At 61.5% G+C, this 17173-nt stretch carries 15 protein-coding genes; 2 read left to right on the top strand and 13 right to left on the bottom strand.

The window, feature by feature from the left end; genetic code table 11:
* The first annotated feature begins 163 nt into the window (after positions 1-163).
* Positions 164-1240, top strand: a complete 1077-nt coding sequence (locus ACP90_RS27170) for a FecR domain-containing protein (protein ID WP_082809878.1) — start codon at positions 164-166, stop codon at positions 1238-1240.
* 7 nt (positions 1241-1247) lie between these two features.
* Here the strand turns inward: ACP90_RS27170 and maiA are convergent, their stop codons facing one another.
* From maiA to xdhA, 6 genes are all read right to left on the bottom strand, one after another.
* On the bottom strand, positions 1248-1892 hold the full coding sequence (gene maiA / locus ACP90_RS27165; protein ID WP_062491169.1) for a maleylacetoacetate isomerase: 645 nt from the start codon (positions 1890-1892) through the stop codon (positions 1248-1250).
* 209 nt (positions 1893-2101) lie between these two features.
* Positions 2102-3481 (bottom strand): guanine deaminase, encoded by a 1380-nt coding sequence (guaD, locus tag ACP90_RS27160; RefSeq protein WP_062491168.1) that lies wholly within the window; start codon positions 3479-3481, stop codon positions 2102-2104.
* A 66-nt stretch (positions 3482-3547) separates the two neighbouring features.
* Complete coding sequence (locus tag ACP90_RS27155) at positions 3548-5131, bottom strand: hypothetical protein (protein WP_062491166.1); 1584 nt, start codon at positions 5129-5131, stop codon at positions 3548-3550.
* A 68-nt stretch (positions 5132-5199) separates the two neighbouring features.
* Positions 5200-6054, bottom strand: a complete 855-nt coding sequence (gene xdhC, locus ACP90_RS27150; protein WP_201030439.1) for a xanthine dehydrogenase accessory protein XdhC — start codon at positions 6052-6054, stop codon at positions 5200-5202.
* A gap of 3 nt (positions 6055-6057) precedes the next feature.
* Entirely contained in the window at positions 6058-8400 is a 2343-nt protein-coding gene (xdhB, locus tag ACP90_RS27145) for a xanthine dehydrogenase molybdopterin binding subunit (protein WP_062491165.1), read from the bottom strand.
* A 17-nt stretch (positions 8401-8417) separates the two neighbouring features.
* Complete coding sequence (gene xdhA, locus ACP90_RS27140) at positions 8418-9881, bottom strand: xanthine dehydrogenase small subunit (protein WP_062491164.1); 1464 nt, start codon at positions 9879-9881, stop codon at positions 8418-8420.
* A gap of 202 nt (positions 9882-10083) precedes the next feature.
* Here xdhA and ACP90_RS27135 point away from each other — a divergent pair, with 202 nt between their 5' ends.
* Complete coding sequence (locus tag ACP90_RS27135; protein ID WP_022999303.1) at positions 10084-10983, top strand: LysR family transcriptional regulator; 900 nt, start codon at positions 10084-10086, stop codon at positions 10981-10983.
* Between the two features lie 13 nt (positions 10984-10996).
* Here ACP90_RS27135 and ACP90_RS27130 read toward each other — a convergent pair whose 3' ends face one another.
* The 7 genes from ACP90_RS27130 to pobA form a co-directional block, all read right to left on the bottom strand.
* Positions 10997-12310, bottom strand: coding sequence for a lyase family protein (locus ACP90_RS27130; RefSeq protein WP_062491163.1), 1314 nt, complete (start codon positions 12308-12310; stop codon positions 10997-10999).
* Positions 12311-12364: 54 nt separating this feature from the next.
* The gene (locus ACP90_RS27125; protein ID WP_062491161.1) at positions 12365-13201 is read right to left on the bottom strand and encodes a 3-keto-5-aminohexanoate cleavage protein; all 837 of its coding nucleotides are present in this window, start codon (positions 13199-13201) and stop codon (positions 12365-12367) included.
* A gap of 188 nt (positions 13202-13389) precedes the next feature.
* Positions 13390-14010 carry a protocatechuate 3,4-dioxygenase subunit alpha gene (pcaG, locus tag ACP90_RS27120; RefSeq protein ID WP_062491160.1) on the bottom strand — a complete coding sequence of 207 codons (621 nt, stop codon included), beginning with the start codon at positions 14008-14010 and terminating at the stop codon, positions 13390-13392.
* 2 nt (positions 14011-14012) lie between these two features.
* A complete protein-coding gene (gene pcaH / locus ACP90_RS27115) occupies positions 14013-14741 on the bottom strand; it encodes a protocatechuate 3,4-dioxygenase subunit beta (RefSeq protein ID WP_055656871.1) in 729 nt (242 codons plus the stop codon).
* A 13-nt stretch (positions 14742-14754) separates the two neighbouring features.
* A complete protein-coding gene (gene pcaC, locus ACP90_RS27110; RefSeq protein ID WP_022999298.1) occupies positions 14755-15159 on the bottom strand; it encodes a 4-carboxymuconolactone decarboxylase in 405 nt (134 codons plus the stop codon).
* On the bottom strand, positions 15152-15943 hold the full coding sequence (gene pcaD / locus ACP90_RS27105; protein WP_062491158.1) for a 3-oxoadipate enol-lactonase: 792 nt from the start codon (positions 15941-15943) through the stop codon (positions 15152-15154). Before pcaD ends, pcaC begins: the two co-directional genes overlap by 8 nt.
* Entirely contained in the window at positions 15943-17112 is a 1170-nt protein-coding gene (gene pobA, locus ACP90_RS27100) for a 4-hydroxybenzoate 3-monooxygenase (RefSeq protein WP_062491156.1), read from the bottom strand. Before pobA ends, pcaD begins: the two co-directional genes overlap by 1 nt.
* Positions 17113-17173: the final 61 nt, after the last annotated feature.

Below are 17173 nucleotides of genomic sequence, written 5' to 3'. Positions count from 1 at the left end.
GACACCGTTCCCATGTCTGGTGTCCACTCTACGTTAGAATACGCGTTTCTGAGAAAAATAGACCTTGACAAAAAGGACAATGTTTGAGCCGAGAAATCGGAAACGATTCGTCTATTGGTTAAGGATGTGGTAAGATCTCATCGGTCGGGCCGGAGTGGGAGCTATGAGGTTTGCCCCGGTTTTAATAGTTTTATCGTTATCCATCTTTTATTCGTCGGTGTCCTTGGCCGACAAGGTTGGCATAACTGTTGATGCAAGAAAGACCGTCAAAGCGACGGGGGGAGGTGATCCCCGCATCTTGGCATCAAACACATCCATTTTCAGGGACGACCGGTTGCGTGCCAATTCCAGCGGAAACGCACAGATCCGGCTGATCGACGGCACCAAGATTGTTGTCGGTCCCAATGCGGATGTGAAGATCGATGACTTCGTGATCACGGGTCAGACTGTTAGCAAGCTTACTGTTAGTGCAACGCGCGGCGCCTTCCGCTTCATCAGCGGGCGCAGCAAGTCTTCCGCCTACAGCATCCGGACGCCGAATGGCACGATCGGCGTGCGGGGCACGGCTTTCGATGTGACAATCACGCCTCAGGGAACCAATGTCGCCCTGTTGCGCGGTGCGATCAACGCATGCGACAGGAGTGGGCGCTGCCAGTTGGTCAGAAACCGGTGCGACTATGTCCTTATCGGTCGGCGCGGGGTGAAACAGGATCGGCTGAATTCGGATGCACTCAGAAATCGGTCGAAGTCACTCTTTCCGCTACTCGTAAATGAGTCGAACCTGAACAGACAGTTCAGGCAGCGCGGATCTGGATGCACCGTGAAAAATGCGAGGCTGGCACCCGATCGGGTTCCCGAGCAGCAACCCAGGAACATTTTCCGCGCCCTCTTCAGTCCGCGACAACCAACCGAGAACCTGAACAGCCCCGAGCGGAGGAGCCCGGAGCCGAACAGCCCCGAGCCGAACAGCCCAGGTTCGAATAGCTCAGAGCCGAGCAATTCCGTTTCCAGTTCGCCAGAACCGGCGACACAATCTGGCGGTGCGCCTGCGAGCGCCGGCGTTCCCAACAATCCGGGCAACGGCAATGCTGTCGGCAATGCGGGAGAAAGATTCTCCGGCGGCTCTCGCGGAAACAGTGCAAACGCACCCGGCCAGAGCAGCGATTCACCGGGCAGGAGCGGCAGCACACCGGGAGAAAACAGACAGGCTCGCAACCAGGCGGAACGCCGCAACAATTAGCCTTTTATCAGGCGGGCGGCGCGCCGATGGCATCCGGATGGGCGTCCTTGAACGCGTCGAGGGCTTCGGCGGCAGCAGCAGCACGCAGAATTTTCGGAAATCCGGAAACATCCACACCCCAGCGATTGGCGTTGTAGAGCTGAGGCATCAGGCAGCAGTCGGCCATGCTCGGCGTTTTGCCGTGGCAGAACGGACCGTTGTCATCCAGAAGGTTCTCGAAGGCGGCAAGGCCCTTGCCGATAAAGCGCTGCATCCAGGCTTTCTTGGCATCATCGCCACCGCCGGTCAGCTCCGCCACATGACCAACAATGCCGAGATTGCAGACCGGGTGGATTTCCATGGCAATAGCATAGGAGAGCTGACGCACCCGGTACTGGCCGTCGACATCGTCCGGCATCAAGGTCGAACCGGGTGTGGTCGCATGCAGATATTCGATGATGGCCAACGACTGGGTCAGCGTCTTGCGGTCAACGATCAGCGCAGGCAACAGGCCCTGAGGGTTGAGAGCGAGATAGTCATCTTCCAGATGGGCGCGGGTCAGAAGGTTCACCGGCCGGTAGTCAACATCGAGCTTCAGCAGATTGAGCGCAATGCGCACGCGATAGCTCGCCGAGGACCGCCAGTAGTCATATAAAACAATATCTTTCGCCACGAATCCCTCCCAGCAACACGGTGTGCATTGATACACTTATTTGGCCATGAATTGGCAAGTCCGTGTGCGCGGAACGGCATCAAAAGCCGATTTTTTGCTGAGCCGGTGAAGAAGCCCTTGCCGTTCTCTTTTCTCTTCTTCTGGAGGTCATCCCGGGACTCGCGATGCTCGCCCGGGGTGACTTCGAAGTTTGCGTCCAGGTTCGCAGGTCAGGACAGGACAAGGTCCTTTTCTCGGGCAGCAGGCGTTTTGCGTGTCCTTGCTGGCGCGGGCTGCGGTACCGCCGGTGCCTTGCCCTTCTGCGGTTTGCCGGCGACATAGACCTCGTCGATGGCCCGGTCGTCGCCCAGCATCTGCAGAACGAAAAGCTCTTCCGCAAGGGTCGACGCCCGCTCCATGCGCAGGGCCATCGCCTCGGTCGCACGGCTGTCCAGCACCACGATGTCCGCTTCCGTACCTTCGTCCAGGGTGCCGATCCTGTCTTCCAGGCCGAGCGCGACGGCATTGCCGCGGGTGATCCAGTGGAAGGCGCGGAAGGGATGCAGTTTCTGGTCCTGCAGCTGCAGGATCTTGTAACCCTCGTTCAGTGTCTGCAGCATGGAATAGCTGGTGCCGGCGCCGATGTCGGTGGCAATCGCGTTGACGATGCCCTTCGAGCGCAAGCCTGCATCATCGAAAAGACCGCTGCCGAGGAAGAGGTTCGACGTCGGGCAGAACACCGGCCGGGCGCCGGTTTCGGCCAGCGCATCAATCTCGCGCTGTTCCAGGTGGATCGAGTGGCCGAGCAGCATCTTGTCCGACAGGAGGCCGTAGCGCTGGTAGACATCGAGATAGTCGCGGGCTTCCGGGTAAAGCTCCAGCGTGTAGGCGATCTCGTTTTTGTTTTCCGACAGATGGGTCTGGACGTAGCAGTCCGAATGCTCGGCAACCAGCGCGCCGGCCATCTCCATCTGTTCCGGAGTTGAGGTGATCGCGAAGCGCGGCGTAATGGCGTAGCTTGCACGCCCTCGTCCATGCCATTTGGCGATCAGGTCCTTCGTGTCGTCATAGCCGGATTGCGGCGTGTCGCGCAGACCGTCCGGGGCGTTGCGGTCCATCAGCACCTTGCCGCCGATCATCCGCATGTTGCGCTGCTCGGCTTCCTCGAAATAGGCCTCCGCAGAGGCCTTGTGAACCGAACAATAGGCAACGGCCGTCGTGGTGCCATGGTCGGTCAGCAGGTCGAAAAAGCGGCAGGCCATGGCGGCAGCATGGCCTTCATCCGCAAAGCGGGTTTCTTCGGGGAACGTGTAGGTGTTCAGCCAGTCGAGAAGCTGTGCCCCCCAGGAGGCGACGATCTGCACCTGCGGAAAATGAATATGGCTGTCGATGAAGCCTGCCATCAGCAGTTTCGGCCGGTGATCGATGATTTCCGCATCACCCGCCCCGGCAACCACTTCGCAATAGCTGCCACGTCGCAGGATGAAGCCGTTTTCGATCAGAAGCGCACCATCCTCGATGTAATCGAAGGCGGAGGTGTCGTCCGGGGATTGTGGCTCGGCTGAAAAAGTCAGCAGGCGGCCACGAAGCAAGAGACGGTCGGAAGGCATCGAGAAAGGTCCCGTTTGTCGGAGTTCGGGGCGGAAGATCCGCCCCGAAGTGGTTTTAGGTCTGGTTCATTCGCCCGGGCTGACCTGGGCAGTGGCAATCGGTTCGGCTTCCGGCTCTGCCGCGTCTTCACGATGGAAGATCGGGTAGATGAACAGGAAGGCAGCGGCGATCAGGTAGCCGAGGCTGACGGTGGTAAATTCCGGCCAGTGCAGCGTTGCGGAATGGATGATCCCGACCGAGGCCATGGCAAAGGCGGCAAAGGCGAAGCCGCCGGCATTGCGGAACTTGCCGTCAATGACACTGGCAACGATGGCGCCCCAGATCAGACCCGTCAGGATGGCACCCTGGCTGAGGGCGAGGTGACCTTCGTAATGGGCGCCCTGCTGAAGCAGCGCTGCGGTCAGTTTCGGATCGCCAAGGGCCAGCATGCCTGTGGCCCCGGTCGCGCCGAGCGCGCCGATCAGCGAGCCCCACTTGATGATGAGGAAGCTGGAGACGTGCGGCATCATCGCGATGGTGACGGCGGCCATATGGTCGGTGCGCACGGCATGGGCGGTGTTGGTGATCAGGCTGAGCGCGACGAACACCAGAACGGGGGCGGCAGCGGCCACCGGGATCAGGTTGTTCAGGAAGGCAAGCAATCCGAAAAAGGCCGCCAGCGGAATGACCGCGCCGACGCCGATCACGTATCCTGCATGAGCACCCATGCGCTTGTAGGCCGGATGGCCGATATAGGCGGTCGTCGGGAAGGGCGAACCGAACAGCGCGCCGATCATGGTGCCGACACCGTCGGTGATCTGGCAGGTTGCCACCGGATAGTGGTCGCCTGCGGCTTCCGCGCTCTCCACGTTGTTCATCGTTTCGATGAAATTGTAGATCTGCACCGGCACCAGCACCAGGAACAGCTCCGGATGGTTGAAGAGATGCTGGATCCCGGCCATCAGGTCGCCAAGGTAGGGAACAGGCGGATAGAAGCCGACGCCCTCGAAGCTGATCGTCGATTGACCGGTGGCCAGCGCGACCCCGGTGCCGACCATCAGGGCCAACAGGCCGGCCGGAATGTTGAACGGCAGGCGGAACCGGCCGACGAGACCCCACAGGATGATGATCATCGAGGCGAAGCCGATGAACGGGTTCTCGAACACCGTTGCCAGCGGTACGGTGCCGATGAACACCAGGGCGATGCCGCACAAGGTGCCGAGCATGCCCGCACGCGGGGTCACCTTTTTCAGCCAGGGGCCGACAAGCGCACCAAAGGCTGCGACGATGCCGCCCATGAAGCCCGCGCCGATGCCGACCTGCCAGGCAAGAACCGGATCATTGGTCGCCCAGTAGATCGGCCCGATGACGCCGAAGAGATAGACGAACATCACCGGTGTCGAAATGCCGTAAGGCAGCGCGGTCACGTCCCGGCCATGCTGTGCAGCTGCGCGTTTGGCCAGCAGGACATAGGCGGCGACACCGGCCAGGATCGCGATGGCGGCACCCGGCACGATCTTGCCGTAGACAATGTCCGCCGGCATCTGGAATACGAACTGGCAGATGCCTGCCAGAACCATGAGGTTCACGAGGTTGTCGGTGAACAGGGCCCAGAAGGCGCTGAAATCCCCCCTCGAAAACAAAGTGTAGTCGTTCCTCCCAACCCGCATGTCGGGTCTCCTTTCAGGGTAAGACAGCCGTCCTGTTCCATCTCCCAAAGGACAGGTCAGCCGTTGTTTCACTGCGCGGCCTCCAGCAGCGCAGCCTCCTCCGTCTCGCCGGCAGCTCTTGCGCCCGAGGTCAGGGCGGTCAGGACTTCTGCGGCGACAAAAGCGGCAATGATCTCGGGGCGCTTGTCCCGGCTGGCGGTTGCGCCGATCGGGCAGGTCAGCTGGTCGATGGAAAGGCCATTGCAATGGCTGTTGCACCAGGAGCGCAGCTTGGCGCGTTTTGTGGCCGACCCGATCATGCCGACGTAGGACGCATGGCCGATCTCCAGGGCGGCCGACGTCAGCAGGAAGTCCAGGCCGTGGTCATGGGTCAGCACGATAAAGGCGCTGCCCGCAGGCGCATTGTAGATTTCGACTTCCGGAATGGCCCGCAGGCGCATGTCGACACGCGCCTGGCATTGCGCCAGCTCTTCCTTGCGCATGTCGACCAGTACGCAGTGCACCGGCGCATGCTGCAGCAGGTTGGCAATCGCCCGGCCGACATGGCCTGCGCCCATCACATAGACATGCGGCAGCGCATCGTCCTCGTTCCGCAGGCGGCTGATGACTGCCTGCCGTTCGGCTTTGCGCATGCGTGCAAGTGATACTTCCACCCGTCCGCCGCAGCATTGGCCGATTTCCGGGCCGAGCGGCAAGTCGAGCCTGGAGGAAAGCGTGCCTTCGGCCAGCATCGAACGGGCCTGGGTAATGACGATGTGCTCCAGTTGGCCGCCGCCGATGGTGCCGAAGAGGCTGTTCGGGGCAACGAACATCTCCGTGCCGGTTTCCCGGGGGGACGATCCTTGAACCCGCGTCAGCACGACACGGACGATCGGGTGGGCTGAGCCGAAGAAGCTTTCGGTCTGGCTGGAGCGCATTGTCATGATTTACTCCCGGGTTTTCAGCCGCTCGATGGCCATCAGCACCCGCTCCGGCGTTGCCGGGGCATCAAGGCGCGGGCATTCGCGGTAATCGGCGACACTGGCAACGGCCATGGAAAGCGCCTCGAAGACGGACACACCCAGCATGAAGGGCGGTTCGCCCACGGCCTTGGAGCGCTTGATGGTGCGTTCCTTGTTTTCCGACCATTCGGCAAGCTTCACGGTGAACTGGCGTGGCCGGTCGGAGGCGAGAGGGATCTTGTAGGTCGACGGCGCGTGGGTCCTGAGGCGTCCGGCCTGGTCCCACCACAGTTCTTCCGTCGTCAGCCAGCCCATGCCCTGAATGAAGGCGCCTTCCACCTGACCCTTGTCGAGGATCGGGTTCAGCGACTTGCCGACGTCATGCAGGATATCGGTCCGCTCCACCCGGTATTCACCTGTGAGCGTGTCGACGGAAACTTCCGAGCAGGATGCGCCATAGGCGAAATAGTAGAACGGGCGGCCTTTTCCGGCGGCGCGGTCCCAGTGGATCTTCGGCGTCTTGTAGAAGCCGGCGGCCGACAGGTGCACACGGGCCATGTAGGCCTGGCGGACAAGATCATTGAAGGACACCAGTTCGGACCCGATCTCGACCATATTGTTATGGAAGCGGATGGTTTCCGGTTCGGTGTTCCAGCGCTCGGCAGCAAAGGCGACCAGCCGTTCCTTCAGCTGTTCGGCTGCGTTCAAGGCAGCCATGCCGTTGAGGTCGGAGCCCGATGAGGCGGCGGTCGCCGATGTGTTCGGCACCTTTTCGGTCGTCGTCTTGGTGATCTTGATGCGCTCGAAATCCACCTGGAAGGCATCTGCCACGACCTGGGCCACCTTGGTGTTCAAGCCCTGGCCCATTTCAGTGCCGCCATGGTTCAGGTGGATCGATCCGTCATTGTAGATGTGGATCAGCGCACCGGCCTGATTGTACCAGGTGGCTGTAAAAGAAATGCCGAACTTGACCGGTGTCAGCGCAATACCCCGTTTTAATATGGAGGAACGGGCATTGTGCTGCAGGATCGCCTCACGGCGGGCCTGGTAGTCAGAGGAGCTTTCGAGTTCTCCGATCAAGCGCGGCAAGATGTTGTCCTCGACCTCCTGATGATAGGGGGTGAGGAGACGGCCGTCGTTGCGGTCGCCATAGAAATTGGCCTTGCGGATCTCCAGCGGGTCCTTGCCGAGTGCATAGGCGATCTCCTCGATCATGCGCTCGGCAGCGACCACGCCTTGCGGCCCGCCGAACCCGCGAAAGGCGGTGTTCGAGACCGTGTTGGTTTTCATCGGCCGGCTGGTGAGCCGGACATTCGGATAGAAATAGGCATTGTCCGCGTGGAACAGCGCGCGGTCGGTCACCGGCCCGGAAAGGTCGGAGGAATAACCGCAACGTGCCGCGAAGGTGCCGTCGACAGCCTCGATCCGGCCGCTGTCGTCGAAGGCAACGTCGTAGTCGACCACAAAGTCGTGCCGCTTGCCGGTGGCGGTCATGTCCTGGTCGCGGTCCGGGCGGATTTTTACCGGGCAGTTCCACTTCTTCGCGGCGATGGCAGCCACCGCGCAGAAGAGGTTCATCTGGCTTTCCTTGCCGCCGAAGCCACCGCCCATGCGGCGGACGTTGACCGTGACCGCGTTCGACGGCACGCCGAGCACATGGGCAACCATGTGCTGTGCCTCGCTCGGGTGCTGGGTCGAGCAGTGGACAGCGACGTCGTCGTCCTCACCCGGAATGGCAAAGGCGATCTGGCCTTCCAGGTACATGTGGTCCTGGCCGCCGATCGTCATCCGGCCCTGGATGCGATTCTTCGCGCTGTCGAAGGCAGGGGCGATGTCGCCGCGTTCCAGCTTCAGCGGTGCGGTGACATGCGGATAGCCGGCATCCATCGCACTGACGGGATCAAGCGCATGCGGCAGGACCTCATAGTCGATCTTTGCCAGTTCGGTGGCCCGCCGGGCAGCGTCGCGGCTTGTTGCGATGACGGCAAACAGCGGCTGACCATGGAATTCCGTCTTGTCGACCGGAAACACCGGTTCGTCGTTCTGGCCCGTGGGGCTGATGTCGTTGCAGCCCGGAACGTCCGCCGCAGTCAGCACTCCGATGACACCGGGAGCTGCCAGAACCGCCTCCAGATCCATTGACTTGATCAGGCCGTGGGCAACCGTGGACGTGCCGAGATAGGCATGAAGGGTGCCCTGCGGTTCGGCAATGTCGTCGCAATATTCTGCCCGGCCGGTGACGTGTTTTTCCGCGCTGTCGTGGCGGCGGTCGGTATGGACAGCGCCGCTGATCGACTTCTTGGCGTCCGTGATGATGTCGTGTTTCATGTGGTTCGCCTCAAAACTCAAGCAGACAGCAGATCGACCGCTTCCGAGGTCGTTTCGTCATGGGTCAGGAAGAAGCGCTGCAGCAGGTTGCGCGCGGCAGTCGCCCGGTACTCGGCCGAGGCGCGCCAGTCGGAAAGCGGTGTGAAATCGGCTTCCAGCGCCTTGCCGGCAGCCACGAACGCAGCTTCCCCCCAGGGCTGGCCGCGCAGCGCGGCTTCTGCTTTGGCGGCCCGCTTCGGCGTGCCGGCCATGCCGCCAAATGCCAGGCGGCAATCGGTGATCCGACCTTCGGAAACGGTCACGCAGAAACCGGCGGCGACAGACGAGATATCCTCGTCCCGGCGCTTGGAAATCTTGTAGGCAGCGTGAAACTGGCCGGAACGGGGCCGCGGGATCAGGATGCTCTCGACGAATTCGGTGGGCGCCCGGTCCTGTTTGCCGTATTCGATGAAGAACTGCTCCAGTGGCAGGCTGCGCTGCGTGGCTCCATTGCGCAGAACGATTTGCGCTCCGAGCGCGATCAGCACGGGCGGCGTATCGCCGATCGGCGATCCATTGGCGATGTTGCCGCCGATGGTGCCCATGTTGCGCACCTGTTGGCCGGCGATCCGGTCCCAGTAGCTTTTCAGATGCGGAAAAATCTCGCAGATGGTCGCCTGTGCTTCCGAGTAGGTGACGCCTGCACCGATCTCCAGCGCTGTGTCGCTCAAGGTGACCGATTTCAGCTCTTGAAGGTGGCTGATGAAGACGGCCGGGCCGATGGGGCGCATGAACTTGGTGACCCAGAGACCGACATCGGTGGAACCCGCAACAATGGTCGCCTGCGGAAAGTCTTCCAGAACGGCTGCGAAGTCGGCGACATCCGCCGGAAGGATCGCCTTGTTGTCGTCAGGGCCGGTGACGACACGGCGGCCGTCGGAAAGCGCTGCCAGCCGTTCGGTGATGGTTGCCCGTTCTGTTTCCAGGAAATCCTGTGCCGGCGAGCCGTAGCGGTTGGCGGCCATGGCGGCGGCAATGATGGGCTGGTAGCCGGTGCAGCGGCAGAGATTGCCCTGGATCGCGCTTTCGACTTCCGTATCTGTCGGTTCCGGATTGCCCATCCACAGCGCGTAAAGCGACATGACGAAGCCGGGGGTGCAGAAGCCGCACTGGCTGCCGTGGAAATCGACCATCGCCTGCTGGATCGGATGCAGACCACCGTTTTCTCCCCGCAGATGCTCGATGGTGACCACGTGGCATCCATCAAGCGACGCGAGAAACCGGATGCAGGCATTGACGGTCTCATATTTCAGAACGCCGCCGGCCAGCCGGCCGACCAACACCGTGCAGGCCCCGCAGTCGCCTTCCGCACAGCCTTCCTTGGAGCCCGTCAGCCGGCGTTCCAGGCGCAGGTAGTCGAGCAGGGTCTTGTCGGCAGGCGCATCCGTGACAATCACGTCGGCGCTGTTCAGCAGAAACCGGATTTCTGTGCGGTGGGTCATCGCGTCCTCGGGCAAAGTCTTCTCTCAGCCGAGGACGGTACGCTTCAGGACACTTGCAAAAAATCCGGTGATTCCGGAAATTCTTTCAACAGATCATTGAAAATGGCCGTGCGATACTGTGGCTCAGGAAATGCGACCAAAGTCGATCATGAGAACCAGCGCCCTGTAATCGCACGAGAATTCAAATCCGAGGCAAGAGGCCATGTCCTATCTGGAATCCCTGCGCGTCTTCACCCGCGTGGTCGAACTGGGCAGCATCACATCCGGCGGACGCGACTTGCGCCTGACACCGGCGGTTGCCAGCAAGCGCATAAAGGAGCTGGAAAAGCATCTCGGCGTGCGGCTCTTCAACCGCACCACAAGATCGCTCACGCCGACCGAGGTCGGCAAGGTGTTCTACGATTATGCGGTGAAGGCGCTGGAATCCATCGAAGACGCGGAAGCCGCGGTCGCCAGCTTTTCCGATACGCCGCGCGGGGTCATCCGGGTCACGGCACCGCTTGGTGCCGGCCGGCGCATCATCGCCCCGCTGGTGCCGCGTTTCGTTGAAAAATTCCCGGCAACGGAAGTGCATATGCGCCTGTCCGACCGCAAGGTCGACATCCTGTCCGACGGGCTGGACGTCGCTTTTTTCATTGGCACTCCGCAGGACTCCAATCTGAAGCTGCGCAAGATATCCGATTGCCCCCGGGTGCTCTGCGCGGCTCCGGAGTATCTAGAAAAGCACGGTACGCCCCGAACCCCGGATGATCTCCTGAGCGACGAGCACAATTGCCTGCTGCTGCGCTACCCGCGCTCGCCGGAATATTACTGGGTTCTGCAGACACCGGCCGGGCCGCGCAAGCTTCAGGTTTCCGGCAAGATGGATGCCGACCATGGCGACGTTCTCACCGACTGGGCCTTGTCAGGATACGGCATCGTCAACAAGCCGAGGTTCGACGTAGCCCAGCATCTGGAAAGCGGCCGTCTGGTGGAGATCCTGAAGGATACGCCGCCTCCCCCCACCATCTTCGGCTGCCTCTATCCGCACAGGCGCCTTCAGGACCCGAAGATCCGCCACTTCGTGGATTTCGTGATCAGCAACGCGGATGTGGCCGGGTAGGGCCCGACCCTGTTCAGCCTCTGCGGCGGGTCTGAAAGATCCGCGCCGACATCTCCCTTGCCGGTGCGACGACCTGTTGCGGATCCAGTTCCTTCTGCCAGTCAAGACTGACCGGCGAAATCCTTGCTAGGGCTTCGGCAAAGGGGGCCGGGTCCTTTGCAGCTGCCGCGACAAGATCCTTTGCCTCAGCGCGGGAAACGCCGTTCCGGGCGAGAACGAAACTGGCGGTTTCGGCCATGATTTCCGGGTTTGACGCCAGCGTTGCGGCCAGATTGGCCTCATGCGCCTGCAGGCTGGTGGCAAGCTCTTCTGCGTGCACCAGCGCAGCGCCCGCGGCCAGCAGCATTTGCGGCAGGAAATGCCATTCCAGCGGCCACGCTGTTCCGTCGCGTTCCTCCAGCGGGCTGGCGGCAGCGGCAAGCCCGGCCTGGGCGGCAATCGCAATACTGTTGAGCACCTGAATGGTCTCGGCCTGCACCGGGTTGGCCTTTTGCGGCATGGTCGAGGATCCGCCGCCGGTCCCGCTGGAAAGCTCCGCAATGTCCGTGCGCCCGGAAAGCGCCAGGTCTCCAGCCATCTTCGCAAGGGCGGAGGTGACCTGTTGCAGCCAGCCCGCAAGCGTCAGAATGGGCGTCCGGTTGACGTGCCACGACGGGCTGTCTTCAAGGCCGAGTTCCAGTGCGAGCGCCGCCGAGACTGCGGTTCCGTCCGGAGCGATTGCGCTGTTGATGCCTGAGGCGCCGCCAAACTGGACGCGCAGCACGGCGGACCTGAGCGCGGACAGGGCATTTTCCGCATCTATCAGCGGATGCGCCCATTGCGCGATCCGGTAGCCGAGGGTGATCGGTGTCGACACTTGGCTGCGCGTACGCCCCGCCATGAGCTGATCCGCATGGCGCTCGCTCTGCCGTTCCAGCGTATCGACCAGTTTTTCCAGTTGCGCACCGAGAATCTCGAGCGCCACTTTCGCCTGAAGGACCAGCGCCGTGTCGATGACGTCCTGACTGGTTGCGCCCCAGTGCAGCCAGGCCCCGGCGTCGGCGCTGAGCTGCTTGCGCAGTTCCGCCACAAGCGCTGGAACGGGCACACCGGCGGATCTTGTTCCGGCCGCAAGGTTTGCGGGCTCGATGTGAACGTCGGCGAGCTTCTCTGATATCTCCCGCGCGGCCTGCGCCGGAATGATCTCCAGGCGCCCCTGTACGATGGCAAGGGCGCGCTCGAAAGCGATCATATGCGCGACATCGCTGCCATCAGCGAGAAGCTTGGTCAGGTCACCGTCAGCAAAGAGGGAGGAATGGATCTGGCTGGAAAATAGCGAAAGAGGCATGGCTCGGCAGGGTCTCTGGGTGGGCCCTTATTGAGAGCCAAGTGGAAAGGCGGGTCAAGCCGCCTTCAGCGGCAGACCCAGGATCTCGCGCGCCTGCTGCCAGGTCGCGACGGGACGCTCATATTTCTCGCAAAGATCCGCCGCCCGTTTTACAAGCGCCGCATTGGAAGGGGCAAGCGTGTCCCGGTCGAGGCGGATGTTGTCTTCCAGGCCGGTGCGGGTATGCCCGCCTGAGGAAATGCACCACTCGTTGAGGGTGAACTGGTGTTGGCCGATCCCGGCGGCACACCATTCGGCGTCCGGTACCAGCCGTTCAACGGTCTTTATGTAATAGTCGAAGACATCCCGGTCGACCGGCATGGCATTCTTCACGCCCATGACGAACTGCACATAAAGCTTGCCGGGAATACGCCCGTCGCGGTTCATGGCAGCCGCCTGATGAATGTGGCTCAGGTCGAATGCCTCGATCTCCGGTTTCACATGATGGGTCCGCATCTCGCTGGCAAGCCAGTCGACCAGATCCGGCGGATTCTCATAGACCCGGGTCGGGAAATTGTTGGAGCCGACGGACAGCGACGCCATGTCGGGCTGAAGGGCAATCATGCCGCCGCGTTCCTTCCCGGCACCAGAACGGCCTCCGGTCGAAAACTGGATGATCATGCCCGGGCAGTGTTTTTCCAGCCCTTCCTTGAGCCGCGCGAACTTCTCCGGATCCGAGGATGGCGTCTCATCGTCGTTGCGCACATGGGCGTGGACGATGCTCGCACCGGCCTCGAAGGCAGCCTGCGTGCTTTCCACCTGCTCCGTAACGGTGATCGGCACCGCCGGATTGTTTTCCTTCTTCGGCAGCGATCCGGTAATCGCGACGCAGATGATGCAGGGCTTGGACATGTCCGTCTCTCAATATCTCGTTCTGCACCCAAAACGGGTACACCACCAGTCGCCACTTCTTCCGCCTCATCCTGAGGAAGCGCTTGAGCGCTGTCTCGAAGGATGGGCCACTTGTTCCGAGTTTGCAGCCCATCCTTCGAGACGGACCTTGCGGTCCTCCTCAGGATGAGGGGCGATCTAGGCGCGCATCAAATATCGAAGAACACCGTTTCGTCCGGGCCTTGCAGCTTGACCTCGAAACGATAGACCGTCTTGCCGTCGCGCTCGGTCTTCCGGGCGATCAGGGTCTGGCGGCGCTTTTCCCATTCGATCAGGTTGATCACCGGGTCGGCCGCGTTGGCCTCAGCCTCGTCCTCGAAGTAAAGGCGGGTCTGAAGCCCGACATTGATGCCGCGTGCGACGATCCAGAGGCTGATATGGGGCGCGGAAACCTTGCCGTCCGGAAGCTTGACCGGGCCTGGCTTGACCGTGTCGAACCCCCATTCGCCGGTGTCGAAATCGGTGATGACACGGCCCCAGCCGCGAAACCCGTCTTCCACGTCGCCGGCATGTTCAGGATGGGCGTAAATGCCATCGCTGTTGGCCTGCCAGGTTTCCAGCATCACGTCCTTGATCGGCGAGCCCATGCCATCGATGACGACACCTTCCACACGAATGCGCTCACCCTTGGCATTGGGGCCTGCGATGTCCCAGCCCAATTCCTGCCGATAGATGTCGAAACCGGCGGCGCCTGGCGCGAGGCCGATATGAACGTAAGGTCCGGCCGTCTGGGAAGGCGTTTCCTTCAGATAGTCGAGTTGCTGCGTCATGATCAGTTCCCCTCCGGCCGATTTTCAAACAGGGTCGAGCGGCGCCCGCGCAGGACGATGTCGAACTTGTAGGCGATCGTGTCGAGCGGGATGGTGGCATTGAGGTCGAGCTTGGCGACCAGTTGCTCAATGGCCGCCGGATCGGGAATGGTGTTCACGATCGGGCATTTCGGAATGAGCGGATCGCCCTCGAAGTAGCATTGGGTGATCAGGCGCTGACAGAAGGCAGTGCCGAAGATCGACATGTGGATATGGGCCGGCCGCCAGTTGTTCACCCAGTTGCGCCAGGGGTAGGCGCCCGGTTTGATCGTGCGGAAATAGTAGTAGCCGTTCTCGTCGGTCAGGGTGCGGCCGCAGCCGCCGAAATTCGGGTCGATGGGCGCAAGATAGGTGTCCTTCTTGTGCCGGTAGCGTCCGCCCGCATTGGCCTGCCAGATCTCCACCAGTGTGTTCGGGATCGGCTTCGCGTTTTCGTCCAGCACCCGGCCATGCAGGATGATCCGCTCGCCGATCGCGCTTTCACCCGCCTTCGCGTAGTTGTAGATCAGGTCCTTGTCGAGCGGGTCGATATCGTTATGGCCGAAGGTCGGCCCGGTGATCTCGCTGACGTTGTTTTCCAGGCTGATCATCGAATATTGCGGCGAGCGCGACACGCTGGTCTTGTAGTCCGGTGTATGTGCCGGCGGATGCCACTCGCGGTCCCGCTGATAGAAAGGTCCGGGTTTCAACATCGATTTTCCTCCGTTAACCGCCTGTCGCGGTCAGCTTCTGGCCGCTGCGTTCCATTTCGGCGTAAGTTTCCTTGGCGATCTTGAGCGCCTGGTTGGCACGTGGCACGCCCGCATAGACCGCCACATGCTGAAACGCCTCGAGCACGTCCTGCTTGCTGGCGCCGGTGCGGGCGGTTGCCCGGATATGCATGGCAATCTCCTCGAAATTGCCGAGTGCCGCCAGAAGGGCGAGCGTCAGCATCGAACGCTCCCGCGGACTGATGCCGTCCGATGCCCAAACCGTGCCCCAGGCACCCTCGGTGATCAGGGTCTGGAATGGTTCGTCAAGTGGCGTCTTGGCGGCTTCCGCCCGGTCGACATGTTCATCGCCAAGCACGGATCGCCTGACCTTCATGCCGGTTTCAAAACGCTCAGACATGGAGGTCCTCCTTCAGGAAAGTCATGAGATGGCCGGCAAAGACATCCGGCTTTTCGACGCAGGGCAGATGGCCCGCACCGGAAATTTCAACGTAACGACTGCCGGCGATGAGCTCAGCCGTGCCGCGCACCATGGCGGGTGGGCTGGCGAGGTCCTCGCTGCCGCCGATACCCAGCACCGGCAGGCGAAGCCCGGACGTGCTGTCCGTCAGATCCGCACCGGCTATTGCTTCGCAGCAGCCGATGTAACCCTCCGTCGGGGTGCGAACCAGCATGTGGCGCCAGGCCAGGCATTCGGCCGTCTGGCGGAAATCTTCCGAAAACCAGCGCTCCAGAATGGCGTCGGCAAGGCTCTCGATACCGCCTGCACGGATCCGGGCAATCCGGTCTTGCCACATGGCGGCTTCGCCCATTTTCGCCCCGGTGTTGGACAGCACCAGACCCTTGATGCGTTCCGGCTGCCGGTGCGACAGGTGCTGACCGATCATGCCGCCGATGGAAAGCCCGACAAAAACACAGGAGCCGATCTGAAGGTGATCGAGCAGCTGTTGCGTGTCGCTGGCGAGATCGTCCATGGAGTAGGGGCTCTCAGGGCAGGAGGACAGCCCGTGGCCGCGCTTGTCGAAGCGGATCAGCCGGAGGCCTGTTTCCGGCAGAAGGTCGATGACCTTGTCCCAGAGCCGCAATTCCGTGCCGAGCGAATTGGCGAAGACAACAGGCGTGCCGTCCGGGTCGCCATCTTCGCGCCAGTGAATGTCGGCAGAAGGCAGACGCGCGATATTCATCAGTAGGGCAGTCCCACATAGTTCTGCGCAAACCACTTCTGCGCGGTTTCATTGTGATGCAGAGACTCGATTTCCGCCCGCTGCATCTTCAGGTCGAAATCCGACTGGTCCGGGAACCGGTGCAGCATGTTGGTGGTCGCCCAGCTGAAACGCTCCGCTTTCCAGATCCGTGCCAGGGCTTTCTCCGAATAGGTATCGATGCCGTGGCTGTCCTTGTCCTGATAGTAATGCACCAGACCCTTGTAGAGGTAATGCACGTCGGAGGCAGCGGTGTTGAGGCCCTTGGCGCCGGTGGGCGGCACGATATGGGCGGCATCGCCGCACAGGAACAGACGGCCCCAGCGCATCGGCTCGCACACGAAGGATCGCAGCGGAGCGATGGACTTCTCGATAGAGGGTCCGGTCACCAGCTTGTCGGCAACCGCTTCCGGTAGCCGGCGTCTCAGTTCGTCCCAGAACCTCTCGTCGGTCCATTCGAAAATGTCGTCGCTGACATTGCACTGGACGTAGTAGCGCGACAGGTTTTCGTTGCGCATGGAACAAAGCGCGAAGCCGCGTGCCGAATTGGCATAGATGAGTTCTTCATGCACCGGCGGCGTCTCGGACAGAACGCCCAGCCAGCCGAATGGGAACACCTTCTCGTAGTCCTTGCGCACGGTGTCGGGAATGGTCTTGCGGCTGACGCCGTGGAACCCGTCGCAGCCCGCCACGAAATCGCAGTCGATGCGCCGCGCGCTGCCGTCCACGGTAAAGGTGACATAGGGCGCGTCCGTGTCCGCATCGCGGATCTCGACCCCCTCGACCTCGAAAATTGTCTGACCGCCAACTGCATCGCGGGCGTCATAAAGATCACGCGTGACTTCCGTCTGGCCGTAGACGACGACATTCTGGCCGATCAGCTTCTGGAAGTTGATGTCGAACATCTCGTTTTCGTACGAGATGCAGGTGCCGTCATGGACGAAGCATTCCTTGTCCATCCGCTCGGCCACGCCTGCCTCGCGCATCATGTTGACGAGACCCGTTTCCAGAATGCCGGCCCTGATGCGGCCAAGCACATATTCACGCGTCTTGCGCTCCAGAATGATGGTCTCGATGCCCTTCAGATGAAGAAGCTGCCCGAGCAGCAGGCCGGACGGTCCACCGCCGACAATGACAACCTGAGTTCGCATCCGATCCTCCCTTGTTGAATTGATATTGAATGATCAAAATTGGGAAGTAAAATGAGATATT

Source organism: Labrenzia sp. CP4 (assembly GCF_001579905.1).
Classification (GTDB): domain Bacteria; phylum Pseudomonadota; class Alphaproteobacteria; order Rhizobiales; family Stappiaceae; genus Roseibium; species Roseibium algicola.
Note: the sequence above shows the minus strand (reverse complement) of the source record. Positions and strands in the feature narration are given on the sequence as shown.